Genomic DNA, 26,923 nt, shown 5'->3' with positions numbered 1-26,923 from the left:
TGGGGGCAACCTTACTGGCATCTCGTCGCCGATGAGCAGGAGAAGAACAGTCGACTCGCTCAGGTTGAGCGTCCTGGCCGGGTCGATAGCGGTTCATTAGCCTTTGACATACGATTCGTTCGAGACGTGTTTGCAACACATCACGGACAAAGCTGTGACGTTCTAAACCATAAGTACCCAGTTCCAGGCACTCACAGGTGAAATCCGCTCTCTGCAAGAAACAAACCGGAAGGTCCAGACAGTTACAAAATAGCGTTCGACATGCGCAGTCAACGGAACATGATGAAAGGGCAATCTCGCTCCCTTTCCATGAGAGTTTCCATGATCAAGGTGGCAATATCTGATGCGCACGGCGTCGTGCGGGAGGGTTTACGCGCGATTCTCCGTTGCGCGGGGGACTTCAGCATCGTTGGCGAGGCCTTTGATGGCGCAAGCACGCTCTTGCTTGCGGGAACAACTGATGCGGCCGTTTTGACGCTCGGCTTGCTCATGCCTGGCGTCCACGGACTCGATCTCATTTCCCTGATCAAGAGCGAAAATCCCGCGCTGCGCATTCTCGTTGTCACCATGCGCGCCGAGGAATCGTTTGCGGCCCGTGCATTCAAAGCGGGAGCATCCGGGTACATCACCAAAAATTGCTCGGCCGCGGAATTCCTCGACGCCGCGAGAAAGGTTGGGACAGGCGGTATATATGTGAGTGTTGCAATGGCCGATCAATTCGCCCACGGCCTCGCCGATACGGGTTCCGCATTGCCTCACCAGCGTTTGTCGGCGAGGGAATTCGAAGTATTTCTTCTGATCGCGGCAGGCGAATCCGTGACTGCTATCGCCGAGAAACTAGGGTTGAGCGCGAAAACGGTCAGCACCCACAGGACGAAGATTCTGGAAAAATCGAGCCTTCCTAACGACGCGGCCCTTGTGCGATACGCGGTGCACCACAACCTCTTTGAGGATGGCGGTCTCGAAGCAATCTGAGCCATCCAGACAATTCAGGAGGCCAGTCCACCACGCACTATCACTCCTGCTTACGCAGTGCGTCGCGAAACTGCGCAAGATGTGCCTGATACTGCTCCGCTTCGCCGTAAGTCAGAAATCGCTCATACCTTGCATGAGTGCCTAACACTTTGCGAGCGTGTTTGATGGGACACCAGTACTGCTCAGTGCGCGCGGCGATTTCTGTAGCGTAAGCGATGAGGCCGTTGGCATATTCACAATATGCGCAATGGAATCGCTCCATAAAGTTCAGATAGCGCAGTTGCCAGCGATCCATCACGATATAGTCCGCACGTTTGACTTTGACGATGCCGTAGATCGGGAAGCAGATTGCCTGGTAAGCCGAAATGCAAACATCGAGAAATAGCAAAGGGAAAACGAGCCCATAGACGAACGGAGCCGCGAGGAAGTTCTGTGGACGGCTGGAAAGAATCCAGCTAACAATGCCCACTTTCAATTCCCGGTGGACCTTGCCCACCGCTTCGTCGAATTCGACACGTTTGCCGGTGATTCGATAGAAAAGCTTGATTTCGCGTTGATGCAGCTCCGTTTGCAGTTCGGACTCCAGTACACTGATCTGGTTCAAGAGATGCTGTATCCGCTCTTCCACAGGAACTCCGTTGGCTTGGACGAGAAGTGGCGCAAGGAAACAGCCGACTGCGAGCCGACTGCGAGCCGACTGCGAGCCGACTGTGGCCTACGCTAGAGTCGGCTTCCGGCCACTTCAGCTACTACCTCCTCCCGAGTGGGCGGCCTCGATGGCTTTGGTCCGCTCGGCTTGCGCCTTGGCAACTTCGCGATCCCGGACTTTGTTCGCCGCGCGTACTTTCGCACGGTAAGTCTCATTTGCGGCACGGATTTCACTTCTCATTTGCACAATGGTGTCGCTGGATTCAGCGCCCGGTGCACCGGACGGTGCGGCGTTTTGAGCCCAAGCCTGCGTCGTGCCGACAGACGCGAGCGCAATCAATAGGGCCGGGAGAATTCTTTTCATGCTGGTACCTCCAGAAGGTCAAGGCGTCAAAGAAAAGTTTCTATCCGCTAGTAGCGCGGATTGACGGCCATTGGCGACCAATCTCCGGCCCCGATCTTCGAAAGAGACATGGCAGACAGTGCAATGGGGTCATCAACATCTATTTGGCGCCTTGGGCGCTGGAGGCGGTTGACCAGGATCAACTGGTTTGACATGGCTAATGCGATCGGGCTGTGAATCGGGCTGTAAATCGGGCTGTAAATCGGGCACGGCTGAACGTCAGCATCGACCTTGGCCGTTCCCGAAACCCGTTCGCACAAGTGCGCATCCATCACATGCTGCTACGTGGCGCGATTCGCCAGACGGTGTTACCTACGTCGTCCGCCACGAGCAACGCCCCGTGCGCATCCAGTGCGACGCCAACGGGCCGTCCTACCGCGTGGCCATCCGCGGTCAGAAAGCCGCTCAGGAAATCCTCAGGAGCGCCAGCAGGTTTTCCGTCGACGAAAGGCACGAACACGACCTTGTAACCAGCGTGCGGCTTGCGGTTCCACGAGCCGTGCTGGCCGACAAATGCGCCGCCTCGATAGTGCGCGGGGAACAGCGTTCTGTCGTAAAAGACGAGACCTAGCGAAGCCGTATGATTGCCGAGCGCATAGTCCGGTGCAATCGCCGCAGCGACCCGGTCGGGACGTTGAGGTTTGACTCGCAGGTCGACGTGCTGCCCGTAGTAGCTGTAGGGAAAGCCATAAAACGCGCCGTCTTTTACCGCGGTCATGTAGTCCGGTACGAGGTTGTTGCCCAGATCGTCCCGCTCGTTGACCGCCGTCCACAATGCGCCGCTGTCGGGTTGCCACGAGAGGCCATTGGGATTGCGCAGTCCCGTCGCATACGGACGCAAACCGCCGGTTTTCACGTCGAACTCGAGTATCCGTGCGCGGTCCTGCTCGGCGTCGATGCCATTTTCGCCCGCGTTGCTATTCGATCCCACCGTGATATAGAGGTGCTTGCCCGAGCGGTCGGCGAGAATATTCTTGGTCCAGTGGTGGTTGATCGGACCGGCGGGCAAATCGGCGACCTTGACCCCGGGGCCGGTGATCTGTGTGGCGCCTTCGGCATAGTCGAAACGCAGGAGTGCGTCCGTATCGGCCACGTAGAGTTCATTGCCAATCAGCGCCATTCCGAACGGCGAATGCAGGCCGCCAATAAATACGGTTTGCATCTGGGCAACGCCCGTGTTGTTCGCGTCGCGTAGTAGCACGATACGATCGGGACTGCTCACGCCCGCGCCCGCGCGCTTCATCACCTGCCGTCTGACCCAGCCGAACAGGCCGCTCCCTTCGTCGTGTTCTTTCGGTGCATCGCTTTCCGCCACGAGCACGTCACCGTTGGGCAGCGTGTAAATCCAGCGTGGGTGCGCGAGGCCGCCGGCGAACCGGGTGACGGAAAAACCGTCGGGGGCGCTCGGCATAGAGCCATCTGGGCGCGCCTGAACAGGTGCGATGTTGACCATCGGAAGCAGCGTCGATTGCGGAGCCGGCATGGCGGGCGAGGCGCCGAAACCGTTATCAGCAGAACTCGATGGGCCGATCGCGCACGCGGTCAGCGGCAAGATCAGTAAAACTACCAGACGTTTGAATAGGCGCATTTTTTCTCTTGGCGATCGGCTTTGGGGATGCTGCTCAAAGCTGTGCAGCAAGAAGCCTGCCTATCAGGTGGCAGGACGCGGCATTGGCCAATTTCCCGGTTCCATGCGCGGCATCAGATTCCCTTAAGATAAGGTCGTTAGCATTGTTTAGAATGGGCATCTGTTTGTCGGCAGTCGATCTGGGTTGCCGCCACGCGTTTTATCAATTCAATGCGGTACGGGAAACATCGAGGAGAAGGAGTGGCTAAAGTTCTGCAAGGTACGCGTCCGGCCTATGACGCAGTCGCACGCACGCTACATTGGCTAACTGTCCTGTTGATCGCGGTGCAGTTCGTGATCGGCTGGACGATGCCGGACATACACAAGGACACACAGCCCGTTGGCCTGATTGCCTGGCATCTCGGCGTCGGCTCGGCGCTGATCGCCGTCATGGTGATTAGAGTGATCTGGCGTTTGACTCACTGGCCGACGCCGGACGAGTTGCCGCCGCTATTGAGCGTCGTCTCGCGCATCACGCATTTTCTGCTTTACGCTGCGCTGGTGGTGGTGCCGCTGCTTGGCTGGATCAACGCGTCTTCACGCGGCTGGACAGTCAGTTTGCTGGGCCTTGTGCCATATCCGGCACTCAGCGAACAGGGCTCGGCTTTTGGCCACGAAATGGGTGATGTGCACGGCGTTCTCGCATGGGTGCTCTTCGCACTGATTGCGCTGCATGTGGCCGCGGCGGTGTTCCATCGCGTTGTTCTGAAAGACCACGTACTGCAACGCATGCTGCCCCAGGCGGGGCCGTCGAATAATTCGCCGCGAAACCGGTGAGGTCTGGCCCCGACGATCAGTCAGCCCGGCACCAGCGGCCGGAATCGGGGCACACAATGGCCTGTTCGCCGTTCACCCGGATTTGTTCCGCATCCAGGTGCAATGAGGTCGAAGGGGCCGTGTCGAAGGTGACACCCAGTGCATGCGCCACATGGGTATTTTCGATGGGGAGCTCCCAGGTCAGGAAGATCTGGATGCAATCCCGATCAGGCGCGAACTCGGCCGCATCAAAACCGCTGCTGTGGCGCTGAATGACGCCATGAGGCTGGCCCGTGTCGAATATCACGACCGTTCCTCGCGAGAGAGGAATGCGCCGGCCCAAAGACGGGAAATGCAGGTCCAGCCCCTTGTCCTCACTCATGAAGAGATTGCAGAAGGCCGCACTGCCATATTGCTCGGCGTCATGGTGGTACCGCGCGCCGCGGCAGGCCATCAGGGCGACGTCGCTGGCGGCAAGCACCGCGGGTATTCCTAGCGCGGAGGTCCAGTCGGACACGGCCTGCACGCAGCGCGAATAGTCGGGCCAGCGCATCCGCGCTCGCGCAAGAGGCATGGCTTCCACGTCTCCGGGTTCGAGGACCATGCGCGACGCTATCTCCCGTTCCCAATCCGCAAGCAGGCGTACAGGTGGGACAGGCACTTCGAGCGAGCCTGAGAGCACGATGTCGCTCACGCGTCGACTGCGCATGGCGTCGCCACTCCAGAAATGGGAAGTCAGTATGTCCGGCACTTGATGCTGTTAGGGGAGGTCATCTGGCCATTGTAACGATTCGACAGGGCCGCTTCGGCACATTGGCCGGGAACGGTCTCTCTCGGCCTGCGGCTTCCCCCAGGCATCGGCGAAAAGGGCTGCGCGGCGGCCTTCTCCGCGCTCATCAGATCGACAGCTTCCGGGCGCTGCGTCAATGACCCAGGCCGGTGCTGGCGATCTGGTGCTCCACGTACTGCGCAAATAGCGCGTGCAGGTGCGTGGTCGGATGAAGGTCGTCGGCGAACATGTACGTCTGGTCTGCGTTGGCGCTCACGTAGGTTGGCGGCGAGCACAGCAGTGCCGTGTCGTCGGGCGTTTTCTTGGGGTCGCAAGCAACGCCGGTGTTCGACACGGCGAAGCCGTTGGCCTGAAAATTCGCCATGATTCCGTTCAGCCAGGTATAGGAATCGATCTGGATGACCTTGCCCTGCAGGCCATCGGTCTGCAAAGCGGCGTTAAGGCTGCTGTTGAACAGCTGCGATAACTGGGTCAAGTTAGCCCCGCCATCGGACGAGGCAATGCCGTGCGGCGACAGTCCGATATTCGGCACATTGACCACCACGACATGCGTGGCGCCGTTCTGGACGATCTGACCGACAACCTGAGCGAGGGTGGCAGCCGCCGTGTTGACCGTCTGTGCAGCCGCTGGCAGAGCCCCGGCGCGTAGCACATCGTTCGCGCCCGCCCAGACGAGCACTAGTTGATTCGAGTTGAAACTCCCGTGAGCGGCCAGATAGCTCGAAACCTGCTGATTCACCGGCATTTCGATGTTGCCGATCACGCTGGTCAGAAAATCGGACTGGTTTGCCGGCGTCGCCACCGTGGCGCCACCCTCCGCATAGCCGAGGCCGCCTTGCGCGCTGAGCTTATGCGTGATGTCGATGGTGTACGCGACATTTAGCGTGTCGCCGTAGTATTGCGCGATATTCTGAGTCCACACCTGTCCGGGATTGGTCGTGAAACGCCCTCCGCCAACCGCGCCGGCGATTGGCGCGTAGGTTCCGACATCCGAAAGGCTGTCTCCGAACGAGACAATTTGCAGATGGACGCCGCCTGCCGGCGTCGCCGTGCTGCCATTATTCGAACTGCCATCGTGCCCACCGCACGCCGAAAGCAGTGAGACCGCGACGGCAAAAATTGCAGCGCGTACCGTGTCATTCATTCCTCGCATAACGACTCTCCCTGAACTGGCGGGGAGGTGCGGCCACGTTGCGGGATGATCGCGCGTCGCCTTCCCGACAAGCACACTGCCGAAGCAAGAAGCATGCGCTATTGCGCCTGCGGCGGCGGGTGGCTGGCTCACTGAGCGCGGCACAAGTGACCCACGGCTTCCATAGAGTCGAACCCTCCCTGCGCCTTTTACCCACCCGAATCGGGTAGGTGGGCGCTAAATTGCCCGACGGGTGGCGTCGCACTCCTATACTCGGCAAAGCGCGTTCCGGCGTGACGGTACGCGTCGCGAGACTTCTCTCACGTTATCCGGTCTCTCAGCTTTCCCCGTATGCCCGAATCCAATGAACACTCAGGAGACGTGCGCGTCTCCCCCAGACTCGCTATCGAGCCCGTCACCGGTACGAGATTGATTCCGCCTCGGGCGGCGCGCCAGCTCATGCCGCGCGAAGCCTTGATGGCGCGCCTGCTCGAAGCGCGGCGGCAGCGTTGCGTGGTGATTCAGGGGCCGGCCGGCAGCGCCAAAACCAGCACGATGCTGGCCCTGCGGCAAGCCATGCTGACGCTGGATTTCGACGTGGCCTGGCTGTCGCTCGCGCCTGAGAACGACGACCTGACCGCGTTCTTTCACGGTCTGCTCGCGAGCCTTGCCAGCGTGGATCCGACGATCGCGCGCGAAGCGGAACTGCTGGTCGGCCGTGAAAGCGACGAGACGGCGGTCGAGCATTGGGTGATCACGCTCGTTCGCGGGATTGCGCGCCGCAAGCGCGAGCTCGTGCTGATGCTCGACGACGTTCATTACCTTCAGAACGCCCGCATTCTCGAAGCGATGCGCTGGCTGCTCGATTACGCGCCACCACAGCTTCATGTCGTGCTGGCTTCGCGGCGGGCGTTGCCCGTTTCGCTGGCGCGCTTGCGCTCGCAGGGTCTCGCGACCGAACTAGATCGACGGGATCTGCGCTTTTCGGCCGAAGAATCAGAGCGGTTCTTGCGCGAGCAACTCGGCGACATCGCCAAACGGGACGCGCAGGTCGTGCATGAACTGACCGACGGCTGGGCGGCGGGCCTGCAATTGTTCGCGATCGACCTGAAAACCCGCAAAGGCGCGGCCTTCGCGCCTGCAACGGTGCGCGACGCCGAGACGTTCGCGCGCTACTTCGAACGCGAAGTGCTGGTGCGCCTCGCGCCGGACGATCTGCTTCTGCTCACTCGCGCGGCGTTGTGCGAACGATTTTGCGCACGCCTTTGCGCAAGCTTGATGCAGCATGCAGATGCGGTTGCAGACGTCGCCTCCCGACTCAGTCGCCTGGAGGGCGACAATCTGTTCATCAGCCAGATTGGTGTCGGGCAGGACGGCGAAACCTGGTATCGCCTGCATCCTCTGCTGCGCGAGGTGCTGCAGCGCCGGGTCGCCGGGCTGCCGGCCGCGGAACTGCGCGAACTGCATGCGGCGGCCTGGCAGTGGCTCAGTGAGCAAGGTTATGTCGACGAAGCCGTGCATCACGCCGTGCTGGCCGACAACGCACAGGCTGCCGCCGACCTCGTGGAGGGCTGCGCGCACGATCTGCTCGCGCGCGGCGAACTCCGGCAGCTGGCGGGCCTGGTGCGCCGGTTGCCTCCGGCGCAGATCACGGCGCGTTTCGATCTGCGCGTGATCACCGCCTATCTGCAAATGTATGCGGGGGAAACCGATGCGCTCATGCAGAGCATCCAGCAGATAGCGTCGCGCAGCGAACGGCCGGACCCGCGTCAGCGCTACGCGCTCGCGCTGCTTCGCGGTGGCCTCGCGCTACAGCGCGACGACACGGATTCGGTCGTCGCGCTATTGCCTGAACTGCAGCGCGTCCCCGCGGACGCGGACGATTTCACCCGTGCGGGTCGCGGCAATATCCTCTCGTGGATGTTCATCCATCGTGGTGAATATGAACAGGCGCGCAAGGTGTTGGAGGAGGGTGCGCCGCATGGCGGCGCGCCGCGCGGCATCCTGCTTGGCCGGTGCATGAGCGGTATGACGCACGCCGCCGAGGGGCAGGTGCTGCTCGCCGAGCGGGTCTTTTGCGACGTGCTGGCGGAAGCGGAAAAACAGGGGCCGGCCTACGTCGGCATTGCGTGTATGGCCGCGGCGCTGCTTGGCGAAGCGCTCTACGAACTGAACGATGTCGATGCCGCACTCGGTCTGTTGGACGAACGCATCGACGTGCTAGAGCGTGTGTCGATTCCGGACACCGTGTTGCGGGCGCTGGTGGTGCTCGCCGGCGCGCACTGGTTCGCGGGCCGTCGGCTCGAGGCGCGCGACTATCTCGATCGACTCGAAGACTACGCGAAGCGTCATGGTGTGGATCGTCTACTCGCCAACGCACTCTGCTTGCGCTCCCGCTGGCTGCTGGAAGAAGGCAGTCTCGATGAAGCCGAGGCGGCGCTGCTGCGCTGCGAAGCGCTCGCGGCGCGTTATGCCGGCGCGGCACGCAGCACGGCATGGGAAATCAGCGTCTGCGCCGATCTTGCGCGCATTCGCATGTGCCTGCATCTGAACGATTTCGACGGCGCGATGAACCGGCTGAAGCCCCTCAGCGCGCTGTCCGAAGCGGGAGGGCGGTGGTGCCGCGTAGCCGGGTTGCGGTTGCAGATGTCGATTGCCGAGATGGGGCGCCACAACGAGAGAGCGGCGCGTGAGCATCTGGTCGAGGCGCTGCGTCTCGGGCATCGGCTGGGGCTGATGCGCAGCCTGCTGGACGAGCTTGGACCCTGCCGGCAGATTCTTGACCCGCTGCCGTCGGAACAGGGCTTCGACCCCGTTCTCGCTTTCTATGCCCAACGGCTGATCGAAGCCGGGCAGGCAACGGCGCCTGCCGCGCCACAGACGGCTGCGATGCACGTGCCGATCCAGTCGCTCAGCGAACGCGAAAACGAGGTACTGGGTCTGCTTGCTCTTGCATTGCCCAACAAGAAGATTGCGCGGGTCATGGACGTTTCGCTCGATACGGTGAAGTGGCACCTGAAGAACATCTACAGAAAGCTCGAAGTGTCGGGCCGCGACGGCGCCGTCGCCAGGATGCGCGACGCGGGCGCGCGATAACCGCCGTCTCACCCGCAACCCTCCATCCTCCTACCCCCACTCTACGGGGGTAGGCTCGCTCCCCACCCCCACCACGCACAATGCGTTTATGGAAGCAGCCGGCCGGCAAACCCGGTCAGCGCTGCCAACGCATTCAATCGATAAGGAGCGTGCGGTGGAAGTCAAACGTAATGTCTATCGCGAGGATCACGAGATGCTGCGTGAAACCGCGCGGCGTTTCTTCGAACGGGAATGCCTGCCGCGTCAGGCGCAGTGGGACGAGGCCGGCTGTGTCGATCGCGAGACGTGGTTGAAGGCGGGGCGGGAAGGTCTGCTTTGTGTGACCGTCCCGGAAGAATACGGCGGTGGCGGCGGCGATTTCGGTCATTCGGCGATCGTCGCGGAAGAGTTGCATCGTGCGGGCGTGTCGGGTTTCAGCTATTCCGTGCACTCCGATATCACCGCGCCGTACATCGTGCGCCTCGGCACCGAAGAGCAGAAACGCAACTGGTTGCCGCCCATTTGCCGCGGCGAAAAGATTCTCGCCATCGCGATGACCGAGCCCGGCACGGGCTCTGATCTGAAGTCGATCCGTACCACCGCGGTGCGCGATGGCGACGACTACGTGATCAACGGCAGCAAGACGTTCATCTCCAACGGCCTGAACTGCGACATGGTGGTGGTGGTCTGCAAGACCGACCCGTCGGCGGGTGCGAAGGGCGTGAGCCTGATCATGGTCGAAACCGACCGTGCCGGCTTTCGCCGTGGCCGCAAGCTCGAGAAAGTCGGGCAGGCCGCGGCTGACACTGCCGAACTCTTTTTCGACAACGTGCGCGTACCGGCAAGCAACCTGATCGGTAACGAGAACGGCGGCTTCATCCACCTGATGGAAGAGTTGCCGCAAGAGCGCCTGATCATCGCGGTGTATTGCGCCGCGAAGCTGGAGCGGCAACTCGAACTGACGTTGCAATACGTGAAGGACCGTCGCGCTTTCAATCAGACCGTGTGGGACTTCCAGAACACCAAATTCAAGCTGGCCGATGTGAAGGCGCAAGCCGTCGCGGTCCGCACGCTGGTCGATTACTACATCCGCGAGCACATGGAGCGCAAGCTCACGCTGCAGGAAGCGGCCATCGCCAAGCTCTTCGCGACCGAAGCGATGTGGAAGTGCATCGACGAAATGGTCCAGTTGCATGGCGGTTACGGCTACATGCTGGAGTATCCGATTGCCCGTGCCTTTGCCGACATGCGCGTCACGCGCATTTTCGGTGGGACCAGCGAGGTTCTGCGGGATCTGATTTCGCGCAAGCTTTAAGTCTCCTTACCTTTTGAGGCAGCATCATGAGCGAAAAAGTACTGGTGGCGGGCGTCGGCATGATCCAGTTCGCCAAGCCCGGCGCGAGCCAGAGCTACACCGAAATGGGCGCTGAAGCGACCCGCCGCGCGCTGGCCGATGCGGGCATTGCGTACGACCTCGTAGAGCAGGCATTCGCGGGCTACGTCTACGGGGACTCCACGTGCGGCCAGACCGCGCTGTACGAAGTGGGCATGACGGGCATTCCGATCGTCAACGTCAATAACAATTGCTCGACGGGTTCGACCGCGCTTTATCTCGCGCGCCAGGCAATCGCGACCGGCGACGCCGACTGCGTGCTCGCGCTCGGTTTCGAGCAGATGCAGGCCGGTGCATTGAAATCGCATTGGGACGACCGGCCGGTGACGCGTGCGCGTTTCGTGCCGATCATGCACGGCCTCACCGCCGACCTCGCGCATCTTCCGCAGGCACTGCGCACGTTCGGCGGCGCGGGCCGCGAGCATATGCAGCGTTACGGCACGCGCATGGAAACCTTCGCCGCGGTGCGCGCGAAGGCGAGCCGCCACGCGGCCAACAACCCGCTCGCACTGTTCCGCAAACAGGTGACGACCGAAGACGTGATGAACGACACGGTGCTGATACCCGGCGTGATGACGCGTCTGATGGCCTGCCCGCCGACATGCGGCGGCGCGGCGGCGATCCTCGTCTCCGAGAAGTTTGCGAAGAAGCATGGCTTGCGCACCGGTGTGCAGATCGTTGCGCAATCCCTCACGACGGATCCGCCGGCTTCGTTCGATCCGCCGTCGATGCTGAACTACGTCGGCACGCACATGACGCGTTCGGCCGCGAACAAGGTCTACGAACAGGCCGGTATCGGACCGGAAGACATCGACGTGTGCGAGCTGCACGACTGTTTCGCGCACAACGAAGTCATCTGCTACGAATCGCTTGGGTTCTGCCCGGAAGGCGGCGCCGAGAAGTTCGTCAACGACGGTGACAACACGTACGGCGGCAAGGTGGTGGTCAATCCGTCAGGCGGTCTGCTTTCCAAGGGGCATCCGTTGGGCGCGACCGGCCTCGCGCAGTGTTATGAGTTGACCCACCAGTTGCGCGGCACCGCCGACCAGCGTCAGGTGCAAGGCGCGAAGCTCGCGCTTCAACACAACCTGGGCCTGGGCGGCGCGTGTGTCGTGACGCTGTACGGCAAGCACTGAACGCGTGAGCGCAGGCCGGCGGCAAGTCGTCTCCTGCGCAAACGTCTGGATAGCAAACAGCACTGAGGATTTCCCATGCAGCAACTTTGCAAGAATCGCGTTGTGGTCGTCACCGGCGCCGGTCGAGGCCTCGGACGTGAATACGCTCTGGAGTTCGCCCGTCAGGGGGCGAAAGTCGTCGTCAACGATCTCGGCGGCAAGGGAGATGGTTCGGGCGCGGCGAGCGGCCCCGCGCTTGATGTGGTCGCCGAAATCGAAGCGCTCGGCGGCGAAGCTGTCGCGAACTTCGACGACGTGGCCGACTGGCAGGGCGCGAAGAACATGATCGACACGGCCATTTCCGTTTTCGGCGGACTCGACGTGCTGGTCAACAACGCGGGCATTCTGCGCGATCGCACGCTGGTCAACATGAGCGAGGAAGACTGGGACTCGGTGATTCGCGTACACATGCGCGGCACTTTTGCGCCGTCGCGCCACGCTGCCGCATACTGGCGCGAGGAGGCCAAGGCGGGTCGCGAGCGGGTGGCGCGGCTCATCAACACCAGTTCGTCGTCGGGTCTGTACTGCAATCCTGGCCAGGCCAACTATGGCGCGGCGAAGGCGGGTATCGCCGCCATGTCGGTGATTGCGGCTCGCGAACTGGAGCGCTATGGTGTGACCGTGAATGCGATCTATCCGACCGCAATGAGCCGGCTCACTGAGGACATCTTCGCGAAGCGGCGCGACGAATTCACCGCGGGCGCCGCACCGGGCTTCGATCCGCTGGATGCCGGCAATGTCGCGCCCCTCGTGGCATGGCTGGGCAGCAGTGCGTCGGGCGGTATCACCGGGCGTGTGTTTGGCGTGCGCGGTGGCCGTATCACGGTGGCCGAAGGCTGGCATGCCGGCCCGCGCATCGAGAAGGACGGGCGTTGGGATGCGGCGGAACTCGGTGCTTTGATACCGGGGTTGGTGGAGCAGGCCGCGCCGAATGCGCTGACCTCCGGCGAAATTCCGGAGACGGTAGCGTAAGCGCCCGAAACCTTCACGCATCGCAGGAGAGTCTGCATGAGCGGAACCCCGAAATACCTCGGCGACCATGCCGAACTGACACCGGATAAGGCCGCCGCGATCAACAGCACGAGCGGCGAGGTGTTGACCTATCGCGAACTCGACGAGCGTTCGAATCGCTTCGCGCAGTGTCTGTACGCAGCGGGGCTGCGGCGCGGCGACCATATCGCGATGGTGCTCGAGAACAACATGCGCTGCTTCGAGGTGTGTTGGGCGGCGCTGCGTTCCGGCTTGATGATCACGCCGGTCAACCGCTACCTGACCGCGGCGGAAGCAGCCGGCATCATCGAGGACAGCAACGCGCAAGTGGTGGTCAGTTCGTATGCAATGCGCGAGCTCGCGGCCGGACTGACCAGCATGATGCCGACGTGCCGTCTGCGGCTGATGGTCGACGGCACCATTGCCGGCTGGGAAAGCTATGAAGCCATGACCGGCCGCTATCCCGCCAGTCGTCTTGACGATGAATGGCTGGGCGCCATGATGATCTATAGCTCGGGCACGACCGGCCGTCCGAAGGGCATTATTCGCGCGCAGCCTCAGGGCCGGGTGACCGAAGGTTCCGGTTCCGCGCGCCGCCCGCAGTTCGAGCGCTATGGTTTTGACGCGCAAACGGTGTATCTGTCGCCGGCGCCGCTCTATCACACCGCGCCGCTCGGCTACGGAATCGAGACGCAGTTCGGCGGCGGCACCGTGGTCTTCATGGAGAAGTTCGATCCGCTCGAAGCGCTGCGGGCGATCGAGCGCTATCGCGTCACGCACAGCCAGTGGGTGCCGACCATGCTGATCCGCCTGCTCAAGCTCGGCCCCTCGCTGCGCGATGCATTCGACCTGTCGAGCCACCGGGTGGCGATTCATGCGGCCGCACCGTGCCCACAGGAGGTCAAGCGGCAGATGATCGACTGGTGGGGGCCGATCATCGAGGAGTATTACTCGTCGACTGAGGGCAATGGCGTGACCACGCTCAGCACCGAGGAGTGGCTCGCGCATCCCGGTTCGGTGGGCCGCCCGCTGCTCGGCGTCATTCATATCTGCGATGACGACGGCAACGAGTTGCCGGTCGGCGAAACCGGCACCGTTTATTTCGAGCGGGACCAGTTGCCGTTCCACTACCACAACGATCCCGACAAGACCCGTGCCGCACAACATCCCCGCTATCCGGCGTGGACGGCGGTCGGCGACATAGGTCATGTGGATAGCGACGGCTATCTGTATCTGACCGATCGCAAGGCGTTCATGATCATCTCCGGCGGAGTCAACATCTATCCGCAAGCGATCGAAGACGCGCTGGCCGTGCATCCCGATGTGCAGGATGCGGCGGTGATCGGCGTGCCCGACGCCGAGATGGGCGAGCAGGTCAAAGCGATTGTCGAACCGATGCCCGGCGTGGTGCCGTCGGACGCGCTCGCGGAACGGCTATTGGCCTACCTGCGCACGCGAGTGGCGCGCTACATGGTGCCGCGCTCGATCGATTTCATCGACGCGATGCCGCGCCTGCCAACCGGCAAGCTGTACAAGCAGGCACTGCGTGAGCGCTATGACGCACGAGCGGAGCGTGCGGATTCATAACCCGCACACGCGCAGCGGCGAGGCGACTACAAAAATCTGGAGTGAGACGTGAACAACCTGTTGGATGCTTTCCACCTGACGGCGCTGCCCGCCGCGGCCGAAGCGTTCCGTGCGGACGTGAAGCACTTTCTTGACGAGCACCTGCCAGCGGCGCCGGACGATGTTCGTGCCCGTTCCTGGATGGGCTTCGACGCGGAGTTCAGCCGACGTCTCGCGGCGCGCGGCTGGATCGGGTTGACCCTGCCGGCGAGTTACGGCGGCGCGGGCATGGACGCGTTTCGTCGCTTCGTGCTGGTCGAGGAACTGCTGGCCGCGGGTGCACCGGTCGCGGCACACTGGATCGCCGACCGTCAAAGCGGCCCATTGATTCTGCGCTACGGCACCGAGGCGCAGAAGGACTTCTACCTGCCGCGCATCTGTGCCGCGAGCGCGTTCTTCTGCATCGGCATGAGCGAGCCCGACTCGGGTTCCGATCTCGCGAGCGTGCGAACCCGTGCGGTGCGCTGCGACGGCGGCTGGCGTCTGACCGGGCGCAAGATCTGGACGACCAACGCGCAGCATTGCCAGTACATGATCGCGCTGGTGCGATCGTCGGGCGTGCCGGAGGATCGGCAGAAGGGGCTGTCGCAGTTCATCGTCGATCTGTCGCTGTCCGGCGTCGACGTGCGGCCGATCGTGGATCTCACTGGCGACGCCCACTTCTCCGAAGTGACGTTCGACAACGTATTCCTAGCCGACGACGCGTTGATCGGCGACGAAGGCGCCGGCTGGCAGCAGGTCACGGCCGAACTGGCTTTCGAACGCAGCGGTCCCGAGCGGCTTTATTCGAGCGTGGTGCTGCTCGACTGCTGGCGCGCGCAACTGCGCCGCCACGGCGCGAATGATGCCGACCTCCCCTTGCTCGGCGGCTTCGCAACGCAACTGGCCACGCTGCGCTGCCTGTCGATCGCGGTGACCGCGAGACTCGCGCATGGCGAAAGCCCGGTGGTCGAGGCTGCGCTCGTCAAGGACATCGGCACCGAGTTCGAACAGGCCATTCCCGCGCAACTGGAAGCGGCGATCAGCGCGGACCCTGCCCAGACCATCGATCCCGAGTTGTATCGCACGGTGGCCTACCTCAGCCAGATCTCGCCGACCTTCTCGCTGCGCGGCGGCACGCGCGAAGTGCTGCGCGGCATGATCGCGCGCGGTCTTGGTTTGCGCTAACCCATCTGGACGAGGAAGAGACCTGCATGTTCACCGAAGCCATTGAAGCTATTCTGCGCGACCGCGCCACCCCCGAAGCGATCCGCGCGATCGAGAACGGCGGCGCGCCCGCGTCTATCTGGAACGCAGTGGAGGAGGCCGGCTTTCTGGAGTTGCTGACGCCGGAAAGCGACGGCGGCGCCGGACTGTCCTTGCCGGCAAGCGCGCCGGTTTTCACGGCCCTTGGACGCTATGCGGTCCCCGTGCCGCTCGCACAGAGCATCGCGGCGCGCGCGCTTCTGCGCGGCACCGGAGTCGCGGCGCCTGCCGGCATGACGACGCTCGCGGGCGCTTGCCGCCGTCGCGAGAATGGCGCGTTGGAGGCGCCTCAGGTGCCGTTCGGCATGACCTGTGACCACGTACTGGCCAATGTCGACGGTGATTTGCTGCTGCTCGACGCCGCCCGAGCCGAACGCAAACCCTGCGGCGTGCACGGCAGCTTTAGCGGCACGCTGAGTTGGGGCATCGATGCCGTGCCCACGCCGCTCGGCGCGAACGGCGAAGAGGTGCTGCGGTTCAGTGCTGCGATCCATGCGGCCGCTATCGCCGGCGCGATGGATCGCGTGTTCGCCATGACGCTGCAGTACTGCAACGATCGCTCGCAATTCGGCAAGTCGATTGGCAAATTTCAGGCGGTGCAGCATCAGTTGAGCGTGATGGCCCAGCACGTGGCGTCGGCCGGGATGGCATCCGAACTGGCGTTCTCAGGCGCGGGCGCCGTGCCCGAGCGGCTCGCGACAGCGATCGCCAAAGCGCGCACGAGCATGGCGGTGCCGCTGGTGGCGTCGACGGCGCATGCGTTGCATGGCGCAATCGGCGTCACCGCCGAATACGATCTCCAGCTCTATACGCGCAGGCTGCATGAATGGCGCATGGCGGACGGCTCGGAGGCATTCTGGAATCGCATGGTGGGGAACGCGGTGCTCGCGCAGCAGCACGGCACGTTCGCGGACTTCGCGCGAACCGCGCCATGCGCCGCCGCATGAAGAGGCGAACGGCAGAGAGCGCATCTGCTCACGCCGCTCCGGCGTCAGCGGAAAACCTATACAGCAGCGGAGACGATTAGACATCCTATGAGCCAATTTCTGAAGTACGAACAGGACGGACACATCGTCACGTTGACGATGAACGAACCGGAACGGCGCAATCCGCTCACCGGCAACACAGCGGTGGAGGAGTTTCTGACGGCGATCGCGCGCATCGAAGCCGACCGTTCCGTGCGGGCCGTCATCCTGACGGGCGCCGGCACGGCGTTCTCGTCGGGCGGCAATATCCACGACATGGAACGGCATGCGTCGGGCACGCTGCCCGGCATGGAGATTCGCCAGGACTACCGGCGCGGCATTCAGCAACTGCCGCTGGCGTTGTTCAATCTGGAGGTGCCGGTCATTGCCGCCGTGAATGGCGCGGCGATCGGCGCGGGACTCGACCTTGCCTGCATGTGCGATATCCGCATTGCGTCCGAGCTTGCAAAATTCGCCGAGAGCTTCGTCAAGCTCGGCATCATTCCCGGCGACGGCGGCGCGTGGCTGCTGCCGCGCATCATCGGTTTGTCGCGCGCCGCCGAGTTGACCTTCACGGGCCAGATGATCGACGCCCAACAGGCGCTCGAATGGAATCTGGTGTCCCGCGTCGTGCCGCACGGCGAACTCCTCACCGTCGCGCAAGGCCTCGCGCGTTCGATCGCCGCCAATCCGCCTCACGCAGTGCGGCTGGCCAAGCGCTTACTGCGCGAAGGCATGCATTGCCGGCTGGATACGCTACTGGAAATGTCGGCGGCTTATCAGGCGCTCTCGCATCAAACGGCAGACCATCGCGAGGCGGTTGCGGCGTTCATCGAGAAACGGTCGCCGTCGTTCAATGGATAGAGCGGCCGCCGATCGTCTGGCATGCGACGGCGCTCGCGAGCCGGCAACCACGCAGCGCTTTCGCACACGCATTACCGATTGCTTCGGCATTCGCCATCCGATCCTGCTCGGCGGCATGCATCACCTCGGCCAGTCGGGCATTGTCGCGGCGGTGGTGAACGCGGGTGCGATGGGCTTTATCACCGCGCGCTCGTTCAGCAGTGCGGATGCATTGCGCAGCGATCTGCGCCGTTGCAGAACGCTGACCGAGGGCCGGCCCTTCGGCGTGAATCTGACGTTGTCGCGCCGCGCCGCACTGAATCGCGACGTCGCCGACTGGATCAGGATCGCGCTCGAAGAAGGCGTGCGTCACTTCGAAAGCGCGGGCGCGTCGCCCGAGCAACTGGTAGAGCCGATTCGAAGGGGCGGCGGTGTGTTGATCCACAAATGCCCGAGCGTGCGCCATGCAGTGAGCGCGCAGCGCCTCGGTGTGGATGCACTCGCATTGGTGGGCCTTGAAGAAGGCGGCCATCCCGGCGCCAATCAGCTTTCCGCATTCGTGAACGGGGCTTATGCGCTAGAGAAGATTCATGTTCCGCTCGTGATCGGCGGCGGTATCGGCAACGGTCGTCAGATTGCCGCCGCGCTTGCGCTAGGCGCCGACGGCGTGGTGATGGGCAGCCGCTTCATGGTCGCCTCGGAAATCGCCGCACACGATGCGTTGAAGCAGCGCATTGTCGCCGCCGACGCGCATTGCTCGACCGCGATCCTCGCATCGCTCGGCGACACCTGGCGCGTGCTGGATAACGAGGCGGCGCGCGAGGTCCAGCGGCTCGAAGCCGCGGGTGCTCGCCAGCACAGCGACTTCGGCGATCTGATCCTGTCGTCGCGGACGCGGCAATGCGTCTATCAGGACGGCGACGTGGAGGCCGGCATCGTATCGCTCGGACCGGCAGGCGGCTTCGCGGACGCGATTGTTCCGGCCGCGCAGATCGTCGAGCAATTGATCGGCGACGCGGCGCAGGCAGCACACGCGTTCGCGCAGCGCGTTGTCGGCGCGGACGCGCGCTCGTGTCCTGCGTCCATGTCCGTGGCCTGAACACCTCTTGCCTCGCGTGCGTGCGCGAGATCCGGTGAGGTTCGCAGCACGGCGGCCTTAAACGCTCATACACAGCCAAGGAGACCAGCATGTATCTGACCCAGGGCCTGCATCGCTCGCTTCAGCAGAACCCGGACCGGGTGGCGACTTCGTTCAAGGGACGTCGGCGGACGTTTCGCGAGTTCGCGGATCGGACCGCGCGTCTGGCGGCCGCGTTGCGTGGAATCGGCATGACAGCGGATGATCGCATCGGCATGCTCGCGCTCAATTCCGACCGCTACCTCGAATACGTAATGGGCGTGTGGTGGGGCGGTGGCGTGCTGAACCCGGTCAACATTCGTTGGAGCGTGGCGGAGATCGCCTATTCGCTGAACGATTGCGACACGCGCATCCTGATCGTCGACGACCACTTCGCCGATATCGCGCCGGAAGTGTGCGCGCTCGCCCGGACCGCGCCGATCCTGATTCATGCCGGCGACGGCGCGGCGCCGCCCGGCATGCTCTCGTTCGACGCGTTGATCGCGGCCGCTGCGCCGATGCCGGACGCCGGCCGTGGTGGCGCCGATCTCGCGTGCATCATGTACACCGGCGGCACGACCGGTTTTCCGAAGGGCGTGATGCAGACGCATCTGAACGTCTGGTCGTCGTGCATCATGCGGATTGCCGAGTCCGCGCCCTTGCCCGATAGCGCGGTTTTGCATGCGGCGCCGTTCTTCCATGTCGCCGGGCTCGGACGCGCGCTCGTGCAGTTCATCGCCGGCGAGGCGCACGTCGTCATTCCGGCCTTCGACGCGGGCGAGTTGCTCAAGGCGATCGGCGAGGAGCGCGTAAGCGACACGCTGCTCGTGCCGACCATGATCCAGACGGTGCTCAATCATCCCGACTTTGCCCGCACCGATCTGACCAGCCTGAAGCGCCTCACCTACGGCGCGTCGCCGATCCCGGAAACGCTATTGGACCGGCTGATCGAAGCCCTGCCTGGTCTGCAGCTCGCGCATTCTTACGGGATGACCGAGGCGTGTCCGAGCATTTCGGCGAACTCGCCTTCCAACCACGATGAAGCGGGCCGCAAAAGCGGCCTGTACCGCTCGATCGGTCGCGGCTTGCCGGGACTGATGGTGAAGGTGGTCGATAGCAGCGGCGAGGAAGTGCCGCGCGGCACGGTCGGCGAGATCGTCGTGCGCGGGCCGAACGTCATGGCCGGCTACTGGAAGAAGCCCGAGGAGACCGCGCAGGCCGTTCGCGACGGCTGGCTGCATACCGGCGACGGCGCGTACATGGACGCGCAGGGTTATCTCTACATTGTCGACCGCATCAAGGACATGATCGTCAGCGGTGGCGAGAACGTTTACTCCGCCGAAGTGGAGAGCGTGATCGCGCGGCATCCCGCGGTCGCCGCCTGCGCGGTCATCGGAATTCCGCACGACACGTGGGGCGAGGCCGTGCATGCCGTGGTGGTCTGCAAGCCTGGCGAGACGCTCAGCGAAGACGATATTCGCGGACATTGCCGCCTGTTCATCGCCGCCTATAAGTGCCCGAAGACCGTCGAGTTCCGGGAGCAACTGCCGTTGTCGGCTGCCGGCAAGGTTCTGAAGCGGGACATCCGTGCGCCGTACTGGGCGGGCAGGCAACGCAACATTAATTAACCAGCCTCGCCATCGCGCGCCATGGCGTTCGATGTGGTTGAGGACACCAGTACTACCCATACCGAATGGATTGAGTTGTTATTTTTTAAATAAGTATAACTAATACAAAAGGAGACAAATCTGTGAGGAAGTCGCTCTGGCAATGACGCTGATGGACATGGCAAGCGGAGCGACGGGTGTGGATCTAAGGATACGACAAACCTTCCAGGCGGAATCGAATTGCCTGCTTGATGTTCCCAGTAGCAGTCGAATGAGGTCGGCGGTTCACTCATTCCGCGTGCCATGAATGACGATATTTCTATAACTCCGTGAACGTTGCGGACCGGTAAGAATAGGAGACGGGCATGCATTTGCCATCGCAGACAATAGACGTAAAGCAGTTCATCGACAACCGAAGCTTCTCGCACTATCAATGGCTCGTCATCGCGTTGTGTTTTCTGATTCTCACAGTCGACGCGTATGACATTGCCGCCATCGGCTATGCGGCGCCATCACTCATTGGCGAGTGGCATATCACGAAAGCCCAATTGGGCACTGCAATGAGCGCTGGCGTGCTGGGAATGACGGCTGGCGCGCTGCTCGGGGGGGCGCTGTCAGACTGGAGCAGCCCTAAACGGGTGTTGATCATAATGATGATGACGTCCGCAATCGGGAGCATCCTGACCGCGTTGGCCGGCAGCGTTGCCGCACTCGCTTCGCTGCGCTTTATCACCGGCCTGGGGTTGGGGGCGGCGATGCCGGTGGCTTTAACGGTTGTGTACGAATACACCCCGACTCGCCGCGGTCCGCTTCTCGTCAATTTTGTGAATTGTGGCGTCATGCTGGGCGCGGCGGCGTGTGGACTGATTGCGGCGGTCCTGGTCCCCGCGTTTGGCTGGGCGAGCATTTTTGTCGTCGGCGGCGTGGTGCCGCTCGTCCTCGCCGTAGTGTCGATATTCGTGCTGTCAGAGCCGCTGCGATTCATGGTATCGCGAGGCTTGCCGTCAGAGCGCGTGGCAGCTGTGCTGCGACGCATCGCCCCCGATACATCTTTCGACGGGGCTCACTTCGTGATTTCAGAGGACGTGGAAACCCGGGGAAAGCAGGGCGTGTCAGTGATTTTGTCGCGCGGTTTCCGGTTCGGTACGCTGATGCTGTGGTGCGCCTACTTCTGTGCTGCGTTTGTGTATTACCTGTTGAACGGCTGGATGCCGCTGTTGCTGCGGGGCAGCGGCGTTACCACCAGTCAGGCTTCCTTCATTACCGGGCTGTTCTCGCTAGGCGGTATGGCAGGCACCCTTTGCCTGGGGTGGTTGATGGGGCGCTTCGAGAAGAACAGCGTCGTGGCGATTGCCGTTGCCGGCGGGGCGCTGGCCATCTGGCTACTCGGCGAGCAAAAGGGCAGTCTCATGCTTCTCGCGGTCAGTACGTTTGCTGCCGGCGTGTGCGTGAATGGCGCGGTGATGTCGATGGCGGCTTTGGCTGCGTCGTTCTATCCAACCAGCGGCCGCGCGACCGGCGTGTCGTGGATGACCGGCATGGGCCGGTTCGGCGGTATGTTGGGTCCGGTTGCAGGCGGGTTGATGCTGAAATTCAACCTCGACGTGAGCACGGTGTTTTCGCTGCTGGCGATTCCACTGCTGATCCAGGCGGTGGCGCTGTGGCTGAAACGTTCCGCAACCGACGGCTCCGCACCGGTCGAATACCCGTCGAACCTCGCGTGAACCTCGCGTGAACCGTCGCGCGCTCAGGCGTGGATCGATTGTATAAGCTGCCTCGCGCGAGGCAGCGCAACGATCCCGGGCACCGGTCAGCTCCCGTGTGCCCGAGCACTACAGCAAAAAGGACGTTGAAATGCCCAGCAAGATTGCCCCCCATGAAGGCGCCACGGTAGGCGCGCTGTACCGTTCGGCCTTTAAGGCCTTTGCGTCGCGCGAAGCCCTCGTGGGTGATGGCGTGCGGCTAAGTTATGAAGAGCTTGCTTGCCGTTGCAAGCGTATGGTGGCTTATTTCGAGTCCGTCGGAGTTCGCCCCCAGGATGGCATCGGGCTATTGTCAGGCAACAGTCCTGATGCGGTGGTCGTGCTGATCGCCGCGCAACTGTTCGGACTGCGTCTTATCCCGTTGCATCCGCTTGGCTCTGAGGATGATCATGCGTATGTGCTGCGCGATAGCGGAATGAAAGTGCTGGTGGTGGACACCGCCCGCTATGCCGAGCGCGGGGCCGCATTGGCACGCCTCGGTATCGTCGGGCACGTGCTCACGCTGGGTCCGTCTGCGTTTGGCACAGATATCCAGGTGGCCTCGGCCAGCATGGGCCCTTCCGAAGCGGAATATGACGCCCAGCCCGACGACATTGCCAAGATCTCCTATACCGGAGGCACAACTGGGCAATCCAAGGGCGTGCTTCAACGGCATCGCGCAATCGTAACGATGACACTGCAGCAACTGGCGTGCTGGGAATGGCCGGCGCAGCCTCGTTTCCTCGCGGCAACGCCGATCTCCCACGCAGCGGGCGCGTTCATCCTGCCCACCTTTCTACGCGGCGGCACGGTCTTCTTTATGGACAAGTACCACCCGGAGCGATTCCTCGAGACTATTCAGACCCACGGCATTAATTGCACGTTTCTTGTGCCCAGCCAGATCTACGGGCTGCTCGAATCGCCGGTCCTCGGCGACTACAACCTGGCGAGTCTGCAACGCCTCTGGTACGGGGCGTCTCCCATCACGCCCGCGCGTCTGCAGGAGGGACTGCAGAAGTTCGGTCAGATCTTTGGGCAGATTTATGGTCAGGTGGAAGCCCCCATGACGGTGAGCTATCTGCGCTCGGACGAGCACGATCCTGCGAGGCCGCATCTGCTGGCTTCTTGTGGCCGTGTACTTCCCGGCAACGAAGTCAAACTGCTCGACGCCGATCACGCGGAAGTGCCGGCCGGCGACGTCGGCGAGCTTTGCGTGCGTGGATCGCTGGTCATGTCGGGTTACCTGAACCGGCCTGACGAAACCGATAAAGCCTTCGCGGGTGGCTGGCTGCACACGGGCGACATGGCACGTAGGGATGCCGAGGGCTATGTGTATCTGGTCGACCGGGCCAAGGACATGATTATTTCCGGCGGTTTCAACGTCTATTCCAGCGAAGTGGAGAACTGTCTCGCGCTCCATCCGGCGGTGGCCATGTCTGCCGTGATTGGCGTGCCCGACCCGAAGTGGGGCGAAGCGGTGACCGCCGTGGTCGTGCTGAAACCACAGGCGACGGTGAGCGCAAGCGCGTTGATCGAGTTCGTTGCTGCGCGCAAGGGCGTTGTGTCGGCGCCGAAGACTCTATTCTTCGAAACTGCTTTGCCTCTGACGGCGATCGGCAAGGTCGACAAGAAAGCCATTCGCGCAAAGTACTGGGTGGGTCAGGATCGCCAGGTCAGCTAGTGATAGCGGCGGTTCAGCGTTTTGTCAAAAGAGCTCGCGCTATATCAGTGGCCGTTAGATTGACCCGCCCTGCTACCCGACCGGGGTGGTGCCGGTTTGCGCGCATTCTGGCTTACTTCTACTCAGGCAGGGCCGACTTCAACGGTGGGTGCCAACCAATAACGGTGCGCGCGGCGCACCGTCATGCAAAACGCAGAGTGGAGGGACGATGGGTGTTTTGAGCGGTATTCGCGTGCTGGAATTCGAGGCGATCGGTCCGGGGCCCTTCGGCGCCATGTTGCTAGCCGATATGGGCGCAGATGTCTTGCGTATCGACCGGCCGCTTCCACCTGCCGATCTGGGTCCGAAGACCAACGGCAAGCGTGCGGACGTCACAGGGCGCGGCCGTCGCTCGGTCACGCTCGATCTGAAGCAGCCGCAGGCGATCGAGGCCGCGCTGGATCTGATGTCGCGCGCCGACGTCGTGATCGAAGGGTTTCGCCCCGGCACGATGGAGCGTCTCGGGCTTGGACCGCAAGCCGCACTGGCTCGCAATCCGCGGCTCGTGTACGGGCGCATGACGGGGTGGGGGCAAACCGGGCCACTCGCCGAGCGGGCAGGCCACGATCTGAACTACATCGCACTGTCCGGCGTGTTGTCGGGCATTGGCCGCGCCGGTGAGCCGCCCGTGCCGCCGTTGAACCTCGTGGGCGACTACGGCGGTGGCGGCATGCTGCTGGCGTTGGGTGTGGTGGCGGCATTGTTCAACGTGCAGCGCGGCGGCGCGGGCCAGGTCGTCGACGCCGCGATGATCGAAGGCGCGGCGCAGTTGGGCTCGGTGATCTGGGGTCTGCTCGCCTCGGGTAACTGGCGGGAAGAGCGCGCCAGCAATCTGCTGGATGGCGGCACGCCCTGGTACGACAGTTATCGCACGAAAGACGGCGGCTACATGGCGGTTGGCGCGGTCGAAGCGCGCTTTTACGCGGAGCTTCTGTCGAAGCTCGGCCTCGCGCAAGCGGGCCTGCCGGCGCAGCACGATCGCAGCGGCTGGCCCGTGCTGCGCGAACGCTTCACAGCGGCCTTTCTCACGCGCACGCGCGACGAATGGTGTGCGGTGTTCGAAGGCAGCGATGCATGTGTTGCGCCTGTGTTGAGCTTCTCGGAAGCGCCGGCGCATCCGCAACACCGTGCGCGCGGCAGCTTCGTCGAAGTGGCGGGCGTCGTGCAGCCGGCGCCTGCGCCGCGCTTTTCCGCGACGCCTTCGAAGATCGCGCAGCCGGCCCCGCAGCGCGGTGAACACGGCCTGGCCGCATTACGCGATTGGGGCTTCGACGAAGCCGCTGTTGCACGCATGCGCGATCACGGCTTGGGCTACCGGCCTGAAGCGTAAAGCGCCATCAGAAAAGACAAGTTGGGTTTGGAGACAAAAGATGAAAGTACTGGTCGCGGTGAAACGCGTGGTGGACTTCAACGTCAAGGTTCGAGTCAAGTCGGACGGCTCTGGCGTCGAGTTGGCGAACGTCAAGATGAGCATCAATCCGTTCGATGAAATCGCCGTCGAAGAAGCGGTGCGTCTGCGGGAAAAAGGCGTGGTCAGCGAAGTGATCGCGGTGTCGTGCGGCACGGGCGCCTCTCAGGAGACTTTGCGCACGGCGATGGCGATCGGCGCCGATCGCGGCATTCTGGTCGAGACGGATGCAGAGTTGCAGCCGCTCGCCGTCGCCAAGCTGCTGAAGGCGCTGGTCGACAAGGAGCAACCGCAGCTGGTGATCCTCGGCAAACAGGCGATCGATAACGACTGCAACCAGACCGGGCAGATGCTGGCGGCGCTCGCTGGTTTTCCGCAGGCTACATTTGCAAGCCGGGTGGAGGTGTCGAACGATTGCGCGACGGTGACGCGCGAAATCGATGGGGGGCTCGAGACGTTGCGGCTCAAGCTGCCGGCGGTGGTTACGAGCGACTTGCGCCTGAACGAACCGCGCTATGCGACGCTGCCCAACATCATGAAGGCGAAGAAAAAGCCGCTCGATGTCGTCACGCCGGAACAACTCGGCGTGGATGTCGCGCCGCGTCTGAAGGCGCTCAGCACGACGGAGCCGGCCGCGCGCAGTGCGGGCGTGAAGGTGCCCGATGTCGCGGCGCTGGTCGCGAAGCTCAAGAACGAAGCGAAAGTCATCTGAGGGAATCGACATGACTGCATCCAATCAAGTGCTGGTCGTGGCTGAACACGACCAGGTTTCGATCAGGACCGCCACGCTGAACACGGTTGCGGCCGCCCTGCAATGCGGCGCCGAGGTTCATGTGCTCGTAGCCGGGCATGAAGCAACCGGTGCGGCAAAAGCCGCCGCTGCGATCACAGGCGTGAAGCGCGTGCTGCACGCAGACGCGCCGCATCTCGGCGACGGTCTCGCCGAGAATATCGCGGCTCAGGTTCTCGCGCTCGCCGCGGGTTACGGCCATATCCTGTTTCCGTCCACTAGCGCTGGCAAGAACGTCGCGCCGCGCGTCGCGGCGCTGCTCGACGTGGCGCAGGTCTCGGATATCGTTCGGGTGGTGAGTCCGGACACGTTCCAGCGTCCCATCTACGCGGGCAATGCGCTGGTGACGGTGCAAAGCAGCGACCCGGTGAAGGTGCTGACCGTGCGCGTGACGGGATTCGATGCCGTGCCGGCCGAAGGCGGCGCGGCGCACATTGAAACGGTCGACGCGGCTGCGGACAGTGGTTTGTCCACCTTCGTCGAACGCGTGGTCGCGAAAAGCGACCGGCCCGAACTTGCCGGTGCACAGATCGTCGTGAGCGGCGGGCGTGCGCTTGGCAGCAGAGATCGATTCAACGAAGTCCTCACACCGCTCGCCGACAAGCTCGGTGCCGCGCTGGGCGCGAGCCGCGCGGCGGTGGACGCGGGATTTGCGCCGAACGACTGGCAAGTCGGCCAGACGGGCAAGATCGTCGCGCCGCAACTGTATGTGGCGTGCGGAATCTCGGGGGCGATTCAGCATCTGGCGGGCATGAAGGATTCGAAGGTCATTGTCGCAATCAACAAGGATCCGGAGGCGCCGATCTTCAGCATCGCCGATTACGGCCTGGAAGCCGATCTGTTCGATGCCGTGCCGCAACTGGTCAACGCGATCTGAGGCTTCTCAACGCAGCATG

At 63.0% G+C, this 26,923-nt stretch carries 23 protein-coding genes; 18 read left to right on the top strand and 5 right to left on the bottom strand.

Going from position 1 to position 26,923, the window contains the following annotated elements; all coding sequences use genetic code 11:
* The first annotated feature begins 321 nt into the window (after nt 1-321).
* Nucleotides 322-975: a response regulator gene (locus tag P0D68_RS29150; protein ID WP_091804579.1), complete on the top strand. Its 654-nt coding sequence runs from the start codon at nt 322-324 to the stop codon at nt 973-975.
* A gap of 40 nt (nt 976-1,015) precedes the next feature.
* Here the strand turns inward: P0D68_RS29150 and P0D68_RS29145 are convergent, their stop codons facing one another.
* The 3 genes from P0D68_RS29145 to P0D68_RS29135 all read right to left on the bottom strand — a co-directional run bounded on the left by P0D68_RS29145 (nt 1,016) and on the right by P0D68_RS29135 (nt 3,437).
* A complete protein-coding gene (locus tag P0D68_RS29145; RefSeq protein WP_408301536.1) occupies nt 1,016-1,579 on the bottom strand; it encodes a hypothetical protein in 564 nt (187 codons plus the stop codon).
* Nucleotides 1,580-1,717: 138 nt separating this feature from the next.
* On the bottom strand, nt 1,718-1,987 hold the full coding sequence (locus P0D68_RS29140; protein WP_408301534.1) for a hypothetical protein: 270 nt from the start codon (nt 1,985-1,987) through the stop codon (nt 1,718-1,720).
* A gap of 310 nt (nt 1,988-2,297) precedes the next feature.
* Nucleotides 2,298-3,437, bottom strand: coding sequence for a PQQ-dependent sugar dehydrogenase (locus tag P0D68_RS29135; RefSeq protein ID WP_408468781.1), 1,140 nt, complete (start codon nt 3,435-3,437; stop codon nt 2,298-2,300).
* 31 nt (nt 3,438-3,468) lie between these two features.
* On the opposite strand from P0D68_RS29135, the gene P0D68_RS29130 reads away from it, so the two are divergent.
* Both P0D68_RS29130 and P0D68_RS29125 read left to right on the top strand, forming a co-directional pair.
* Nucleotides 3,469-3,741 carry a hypothetical protein gene (locus tag P0D68_RS29130; protein WP_408468780.1) on the top strand — a complete coding sequence of 91 codons (273 nt, stop codon included), beginning with the start codon at nt 3,469-3,471 and terminating at the stop codon, nt 3,739-3,741.
* Between the two features lie 113 nt (nt 3,742-3,854).
* Nucleotides 3,855-4,430 (top strand): cytochrome b, encoded by a 576-nt coding sequence (locus P0D68_RS29125; RefSeq protein ID WP_177205130.1) that lies wholly within the window; start codon nt 3,855-3,857, stop codon nt 4,428-4,430.
* 16 nt (nt 4,431-4,446) lie between these two features.
* Here P0D68_RS29125 and P0D68_RS29120 read toward each other — a convergent pair whose 3' ends face one another.
* Together P0D68_RS29120 and P0D68_RS29115 are read right to left on the bottom strand one after the other, a co-directional pair.
* Entirely contained in the window at nt 4,447-5,118 is a 672-nt protein-coding gene (locus P0D68_RS29120) for a hypothetical protein (RefSeq protein ID WP_408301530.1), read from the bottom strand.
* 214 nt (nt 5,119-5,332) lie between these two features.
* A complete protein-coding gene (locus P0D68_RS29115; RefSeq protein WP_408301528.1) occupies nt 5,333-6,352 on the bottom strand; it encodes an SGNH/GDSL hydrolase family protein in 1,020 nt (339 codons plus the stop codon).
* A 330-nt stretch (nt 6,353-6,682) separates the two neighbouring features.
* Between P0D68_RS29115 and P0D68_RS29110 the strand changes: the two genes are divergently transcribed.
* From P0D68_RS29110 to P0D68_RS29040, 15 genes are all read left to right on the top strand, one after another.
* Nucleotides 6,683-9,427 (top strand): winged helix-turn-helix domain-containing protein, encoded by a 2,745-nt coding sequence (locus tag P0D68_RS29110; protein WP_408301526.1) that lies wholly within the window; start codon nt 6,683-6,685, stop codon nt 9,425-9,427.
* 154 nt (nt 9,428-9,581) lie between these two features.
* A complete protein-coding gene (locus P0D68_RS29105) occupies nt 9,582-10,721 on the top strand; it encodes an acyl-CoA dehydrogenase family protein (RefSeq protein WP_091808985.1) in 1,140 nt (379 codons plus the stop codon).
* 26 nt (nt 10,722-10,747) lie between these two features.
* A complete protein-coding gene (locus tag P0D68_RS29100) occupies nt 10,748-11,935 on the top strand; it encodes a lipid-transfer protein (RefSeq protein WP_408183771.1) in 1,188 nt (395 codons plus the stop codon).
* 75 nt (nt 11,936-12,010) lie between these two features.
* Nucleotides 12,011-12,946 carry an SDR family oxidoreductase gene (locus tag P0D68_RS29095; RefSeq protein ID WP_408301523.1) on the top strand — a complete coding sequence of 312 codons (936 nt, stop codon included), beginning with the start codon at nt 12,011-12,013 and terminating at the stop codon, nt 12,944-12,946.
* Nucleotides 12,947-12,982: 36 nt separating this feature from the next.
* A complete protein-coding gene (locus P0D68_RS29090) occupies nt 12,983-14,551 on the top strand; it encodes an acyl-CoA synthetase (protein WP_408183775.1) in 1,569 nt (522 codons plus the stop codon).
* A 48-nt stretch (nt 14,552-14,599) separates the two neighbouring features.
* Nucleotides 14,600-15,757: an acyl-CoA dehydrogenase family protein gene (locus tag P0D68_RS29085; protein ID WP_408301521.1), complete on the top strand. Its 1,158-nt coding sequence runs from the start codon at nt 14,600-14,602 to the stop codon at nt 15,755-15,757.
* 26 nt (nt 15,758-15,783) lie between these two features.
* On the top strand, nt 15,784-16,782 hold the full coding sequence (locus P0D68_RS29080; protein WP_408301519.1) for an acyl-CoA dehydrogenase family protein: 999 nt from the start codon (nt 15,784-15,786) through the stop codon (nt 16,780-16,782).
* Nucleotides 16,783-16,869: 87 nt separating this feature from the next.
* Nucleotides 16,870-17,664 (top strand): crotonase/enoyl-CoA hydratase family protein, encoded by a 795-nt coding sequence (locus P0D68_RS29075; protein WP_091804540.1) that lies wholly within the window; start codon nt 16,870-16,872, stop codon nt 17,662-17,664.
* Nucleotides 17,657-18,742: an NAD(P)H-dependent flavin oxidoreductase gene (locus tag P0D68_RS29070; protein ID WP_408301517.1), complete on the top strand. Its 1,086-nt coding sequence runs from the start codon at nt 17,657-17,659 to the stop codon at nt 18,740-18,742. The genes P0D68_RS29075 and P0D68_RS29070 overlap by 8 nt, the downstream gene beginning before the upstream one ends.
* A gap of 89 nt (nt 18,743-18,831) precedes the next feature.
* Nucleotides 18,832-20,388: an acyl-CoA synthetase gene (locus P0D68_RS29065; RefSeq protein ID WP_408301515.1), complete on the top strand. Its 1,557-nt coding sequence runs from the start codon at nt 18,832-18,834 to the stop codon at nt 20,386-20,388.
* Between the two features lie 344 nt (nt 20,389-20,732).
* Entirely contained in the window at nt 20,733-22,091 is a 1,359-nt protein-coding gene (locus P0D68_RS29060) for an MFS transporter (RefSeq protein WP_408301513.1), read from the top strand.
* Between the two features lie 130 nt (nt 22,092-22,221).
* Nucleotides 22,222-23,790, top strand: a complete 1,569-nt coding sequence (locus tag P0D68_RS29055; RefSeq protein ID WP_408301511.1) for an AMP-binding protein — start codon at nt 22,222-22,224, stop codon at nt 23,788-23,790.
* A 208-nt stretch (nt 23,791-23,998) separates the two neighbouring features.
* Nucleotides 23,999-25,159, top strand: a complete 1,161-nt coding sequence (locus tag P0D68_RS29050; RefSeq protein WP_408301509.1) for a CaiB/BaiF CoA transferase family protein — start codon at nt 23,999-24,001, stop codon at nt 25,157-25,159.
* A 40-nt stretch (nt 25,160-25,199) separates the two neighbouring features.
* Nucleotides 25,200-25,949, top strand: a complete 750-nt coding sequence (locus P0D68_RS29045; RefSeq protein WP_091804525.1) for an electron transfer flavoprotein subunit beta/FixA family protein — start codon at nt 25,200-25,202, stop codon at nt 25,947-25,949.
* Nucleotides 25,950-25,959: 10 nt separating this feature from the next.
* A complete protein-coding gene (locus tag P0D68_RS29040; RefSeq protein ID WP_408301507.1) occupies nt 25,960-26,904 on the top strand; it encodes an electron transfer flavoprotein subunit alpha/FixB family protein in 945 nt (314 codons plus the stop codon).
* Nucleotides 26,905-26,923 lie beyond the last annotated feature (19 nt).

The sequence above is a fragment of the Paraburkholderia sp. RL17-380-BIE-A genome (genome assembly GCF_046028085.1).
GTDB lineage: Bacteria > Pseudomonadota > Gammaproteobacteria > Burkholderiales > Burkholderiaceae > Paraburkholderia.
This window is presented reverse-complemented; position numbering and strand designations above follow the sequence as displayed.

What these genes read in the sequence shown, in the direction of transcription:
- P0D68_RS29150 (WP_091804579.1), top strand. Translation starts at nt 322, where the DNA reads ATGATCAAGGTGGCAATATCTGATGCGCACGGCGTCGTGCGGGAGGGT.
- P0D68_RS29140 (WP_408301534.1), bottom strand. Translation starts at nt 1,987, where the DNA reads ATGAAAAGAATTCTCCCGGCCCTATTGATTGCGCTCGCGTCTGTCGGC.
- P0D68_RS29135 (WP_408468781.1), bottom strand. Translation starts at nt 3,437, where the DNA reads ATGCCGAGCGCCCCCGACGGTTTTTCCGTCACCCGGTTCGCCGGCGGC.
- P0D68_RS29130 (WP_408468780.1), top strand. Translation starts at nt 3,469, where the DNA reads ATGTTGACCATCGGAAGCAGCGTCGATTGCGGAGCCGGCATGGCGGGC.
- P0D68_RS29120 (WP_408301530.1), bottom strand. Translation starts at nt 5,118, where the DNA reads ATGCGCAGTCGACGCGTGAGCGACATCGTGCTCTCAGGCTCGCTCGAA.
- P0D68_RS29115 (WP_408301528.1), bottom strand. Translation starts at nt 6,352, where the DNA reads ATGCGAGGAATGAATGACACGGTACGCGCTGCAATTTTTGCCGTCGCG.
- P0D68_RS29110 (WP_408301526.1), top strand. Translation starts at nt 6,683, where the DNA reads ATGCCCGAATCCAATGAACACTCAGGAGACGTGCGCGTCTCCCCCAGA.
- P0D68_RS29100 (WP_408183771.1), top strand. Translation starts at nt 10,748, where the DNA reads ATGAGCGAAAAAGTACTGGTGGCGGGCGTCGGCATGATCCAGTTCGCC.
- P0D68_RS29095 (WP_408301523.1), top strand. Translation starts at nt 12,011, where the DNA reads ATGCAGCAACTTTGCAAGAATCGCGTTGTGGTCGTCACCGGCGCCGGT.
- P0D68_RS29090 (WP_408183775.1), top strand. Translation starts at nt 12,983, where the DNA reads ATGAGCGGAACCCCGAAATACCTCGGCGACCATGCCGAACTGACACCG.
- P0D68_RS29080 (WP_408301519.1), top strand. Translation starts at nt 15,784, where the DNA reads ATGTTCACCGAAGCCATTGAAGCTATTCTGCGCGACCGCGCCACCCCC.
- P0D68_RS29075 (WP_091804540.1), top strand. Translation starts at nt 16,870, where the DNA reads ATGAGCCAATTTCTGAAGTACGAACAGGACGGACACATCGTCACGTTG.
- P0D68_RS29070 (WP_408301517.1), top strand. Translation starts at nt 17,657, where the DNA reads ATGGATAGAGCGGCCGCCGATCGTCTGGCATGCGACGGCGCTCGCGAG.
- P0D68_RS29065 (WP_408301515.1), top strand. Translation starts at nt 18,832, where the DNA reads ATGTATCTGACCCAGGGCCTGCATCGCTCGCTTCAGCAGAACCCGGAC.
- P0D68_RS29060 (WP_408301513.1), top strand. Translation starts at nt 20,733, where the DNA reads ATGCATTTGCCATCGCAGACAATAGACGTAAAGCAGTTCATCGACAAC.
- P0D68_RS29055 (WP_408301511.1), top strand. Translation starts at nt 22,222, where the DNA reads ATGCCCAGCAAGATTGCCCCCCATGAAGGCGCCACGGTAGGCGCGCTG.
- P0D68_RS29050 (WP_408301509.1), top strand. Translation starts at nt 23,999, where the DNA reads ATGGGTGTTTTGAGCGGTATTCGCGTGCTGGAATTCGAGGCGATCGGT.
- P0D68_RS29045 (WP_091804525.1), top strand. Translation starts at nt 25,200, where the DNA reads ATGAAAGTACTGGTCGCGGTGAAACGCGTGGTGGACTTCAACGTCAAG.
- P0D68_RS29040 (WP_408301507.1), top strand. Translation starts at nt 25,960, where the DNA reads ATGACTGCATCCAATCAAGTGCTGGTCGTGGCTGAACACGACCAGGTT.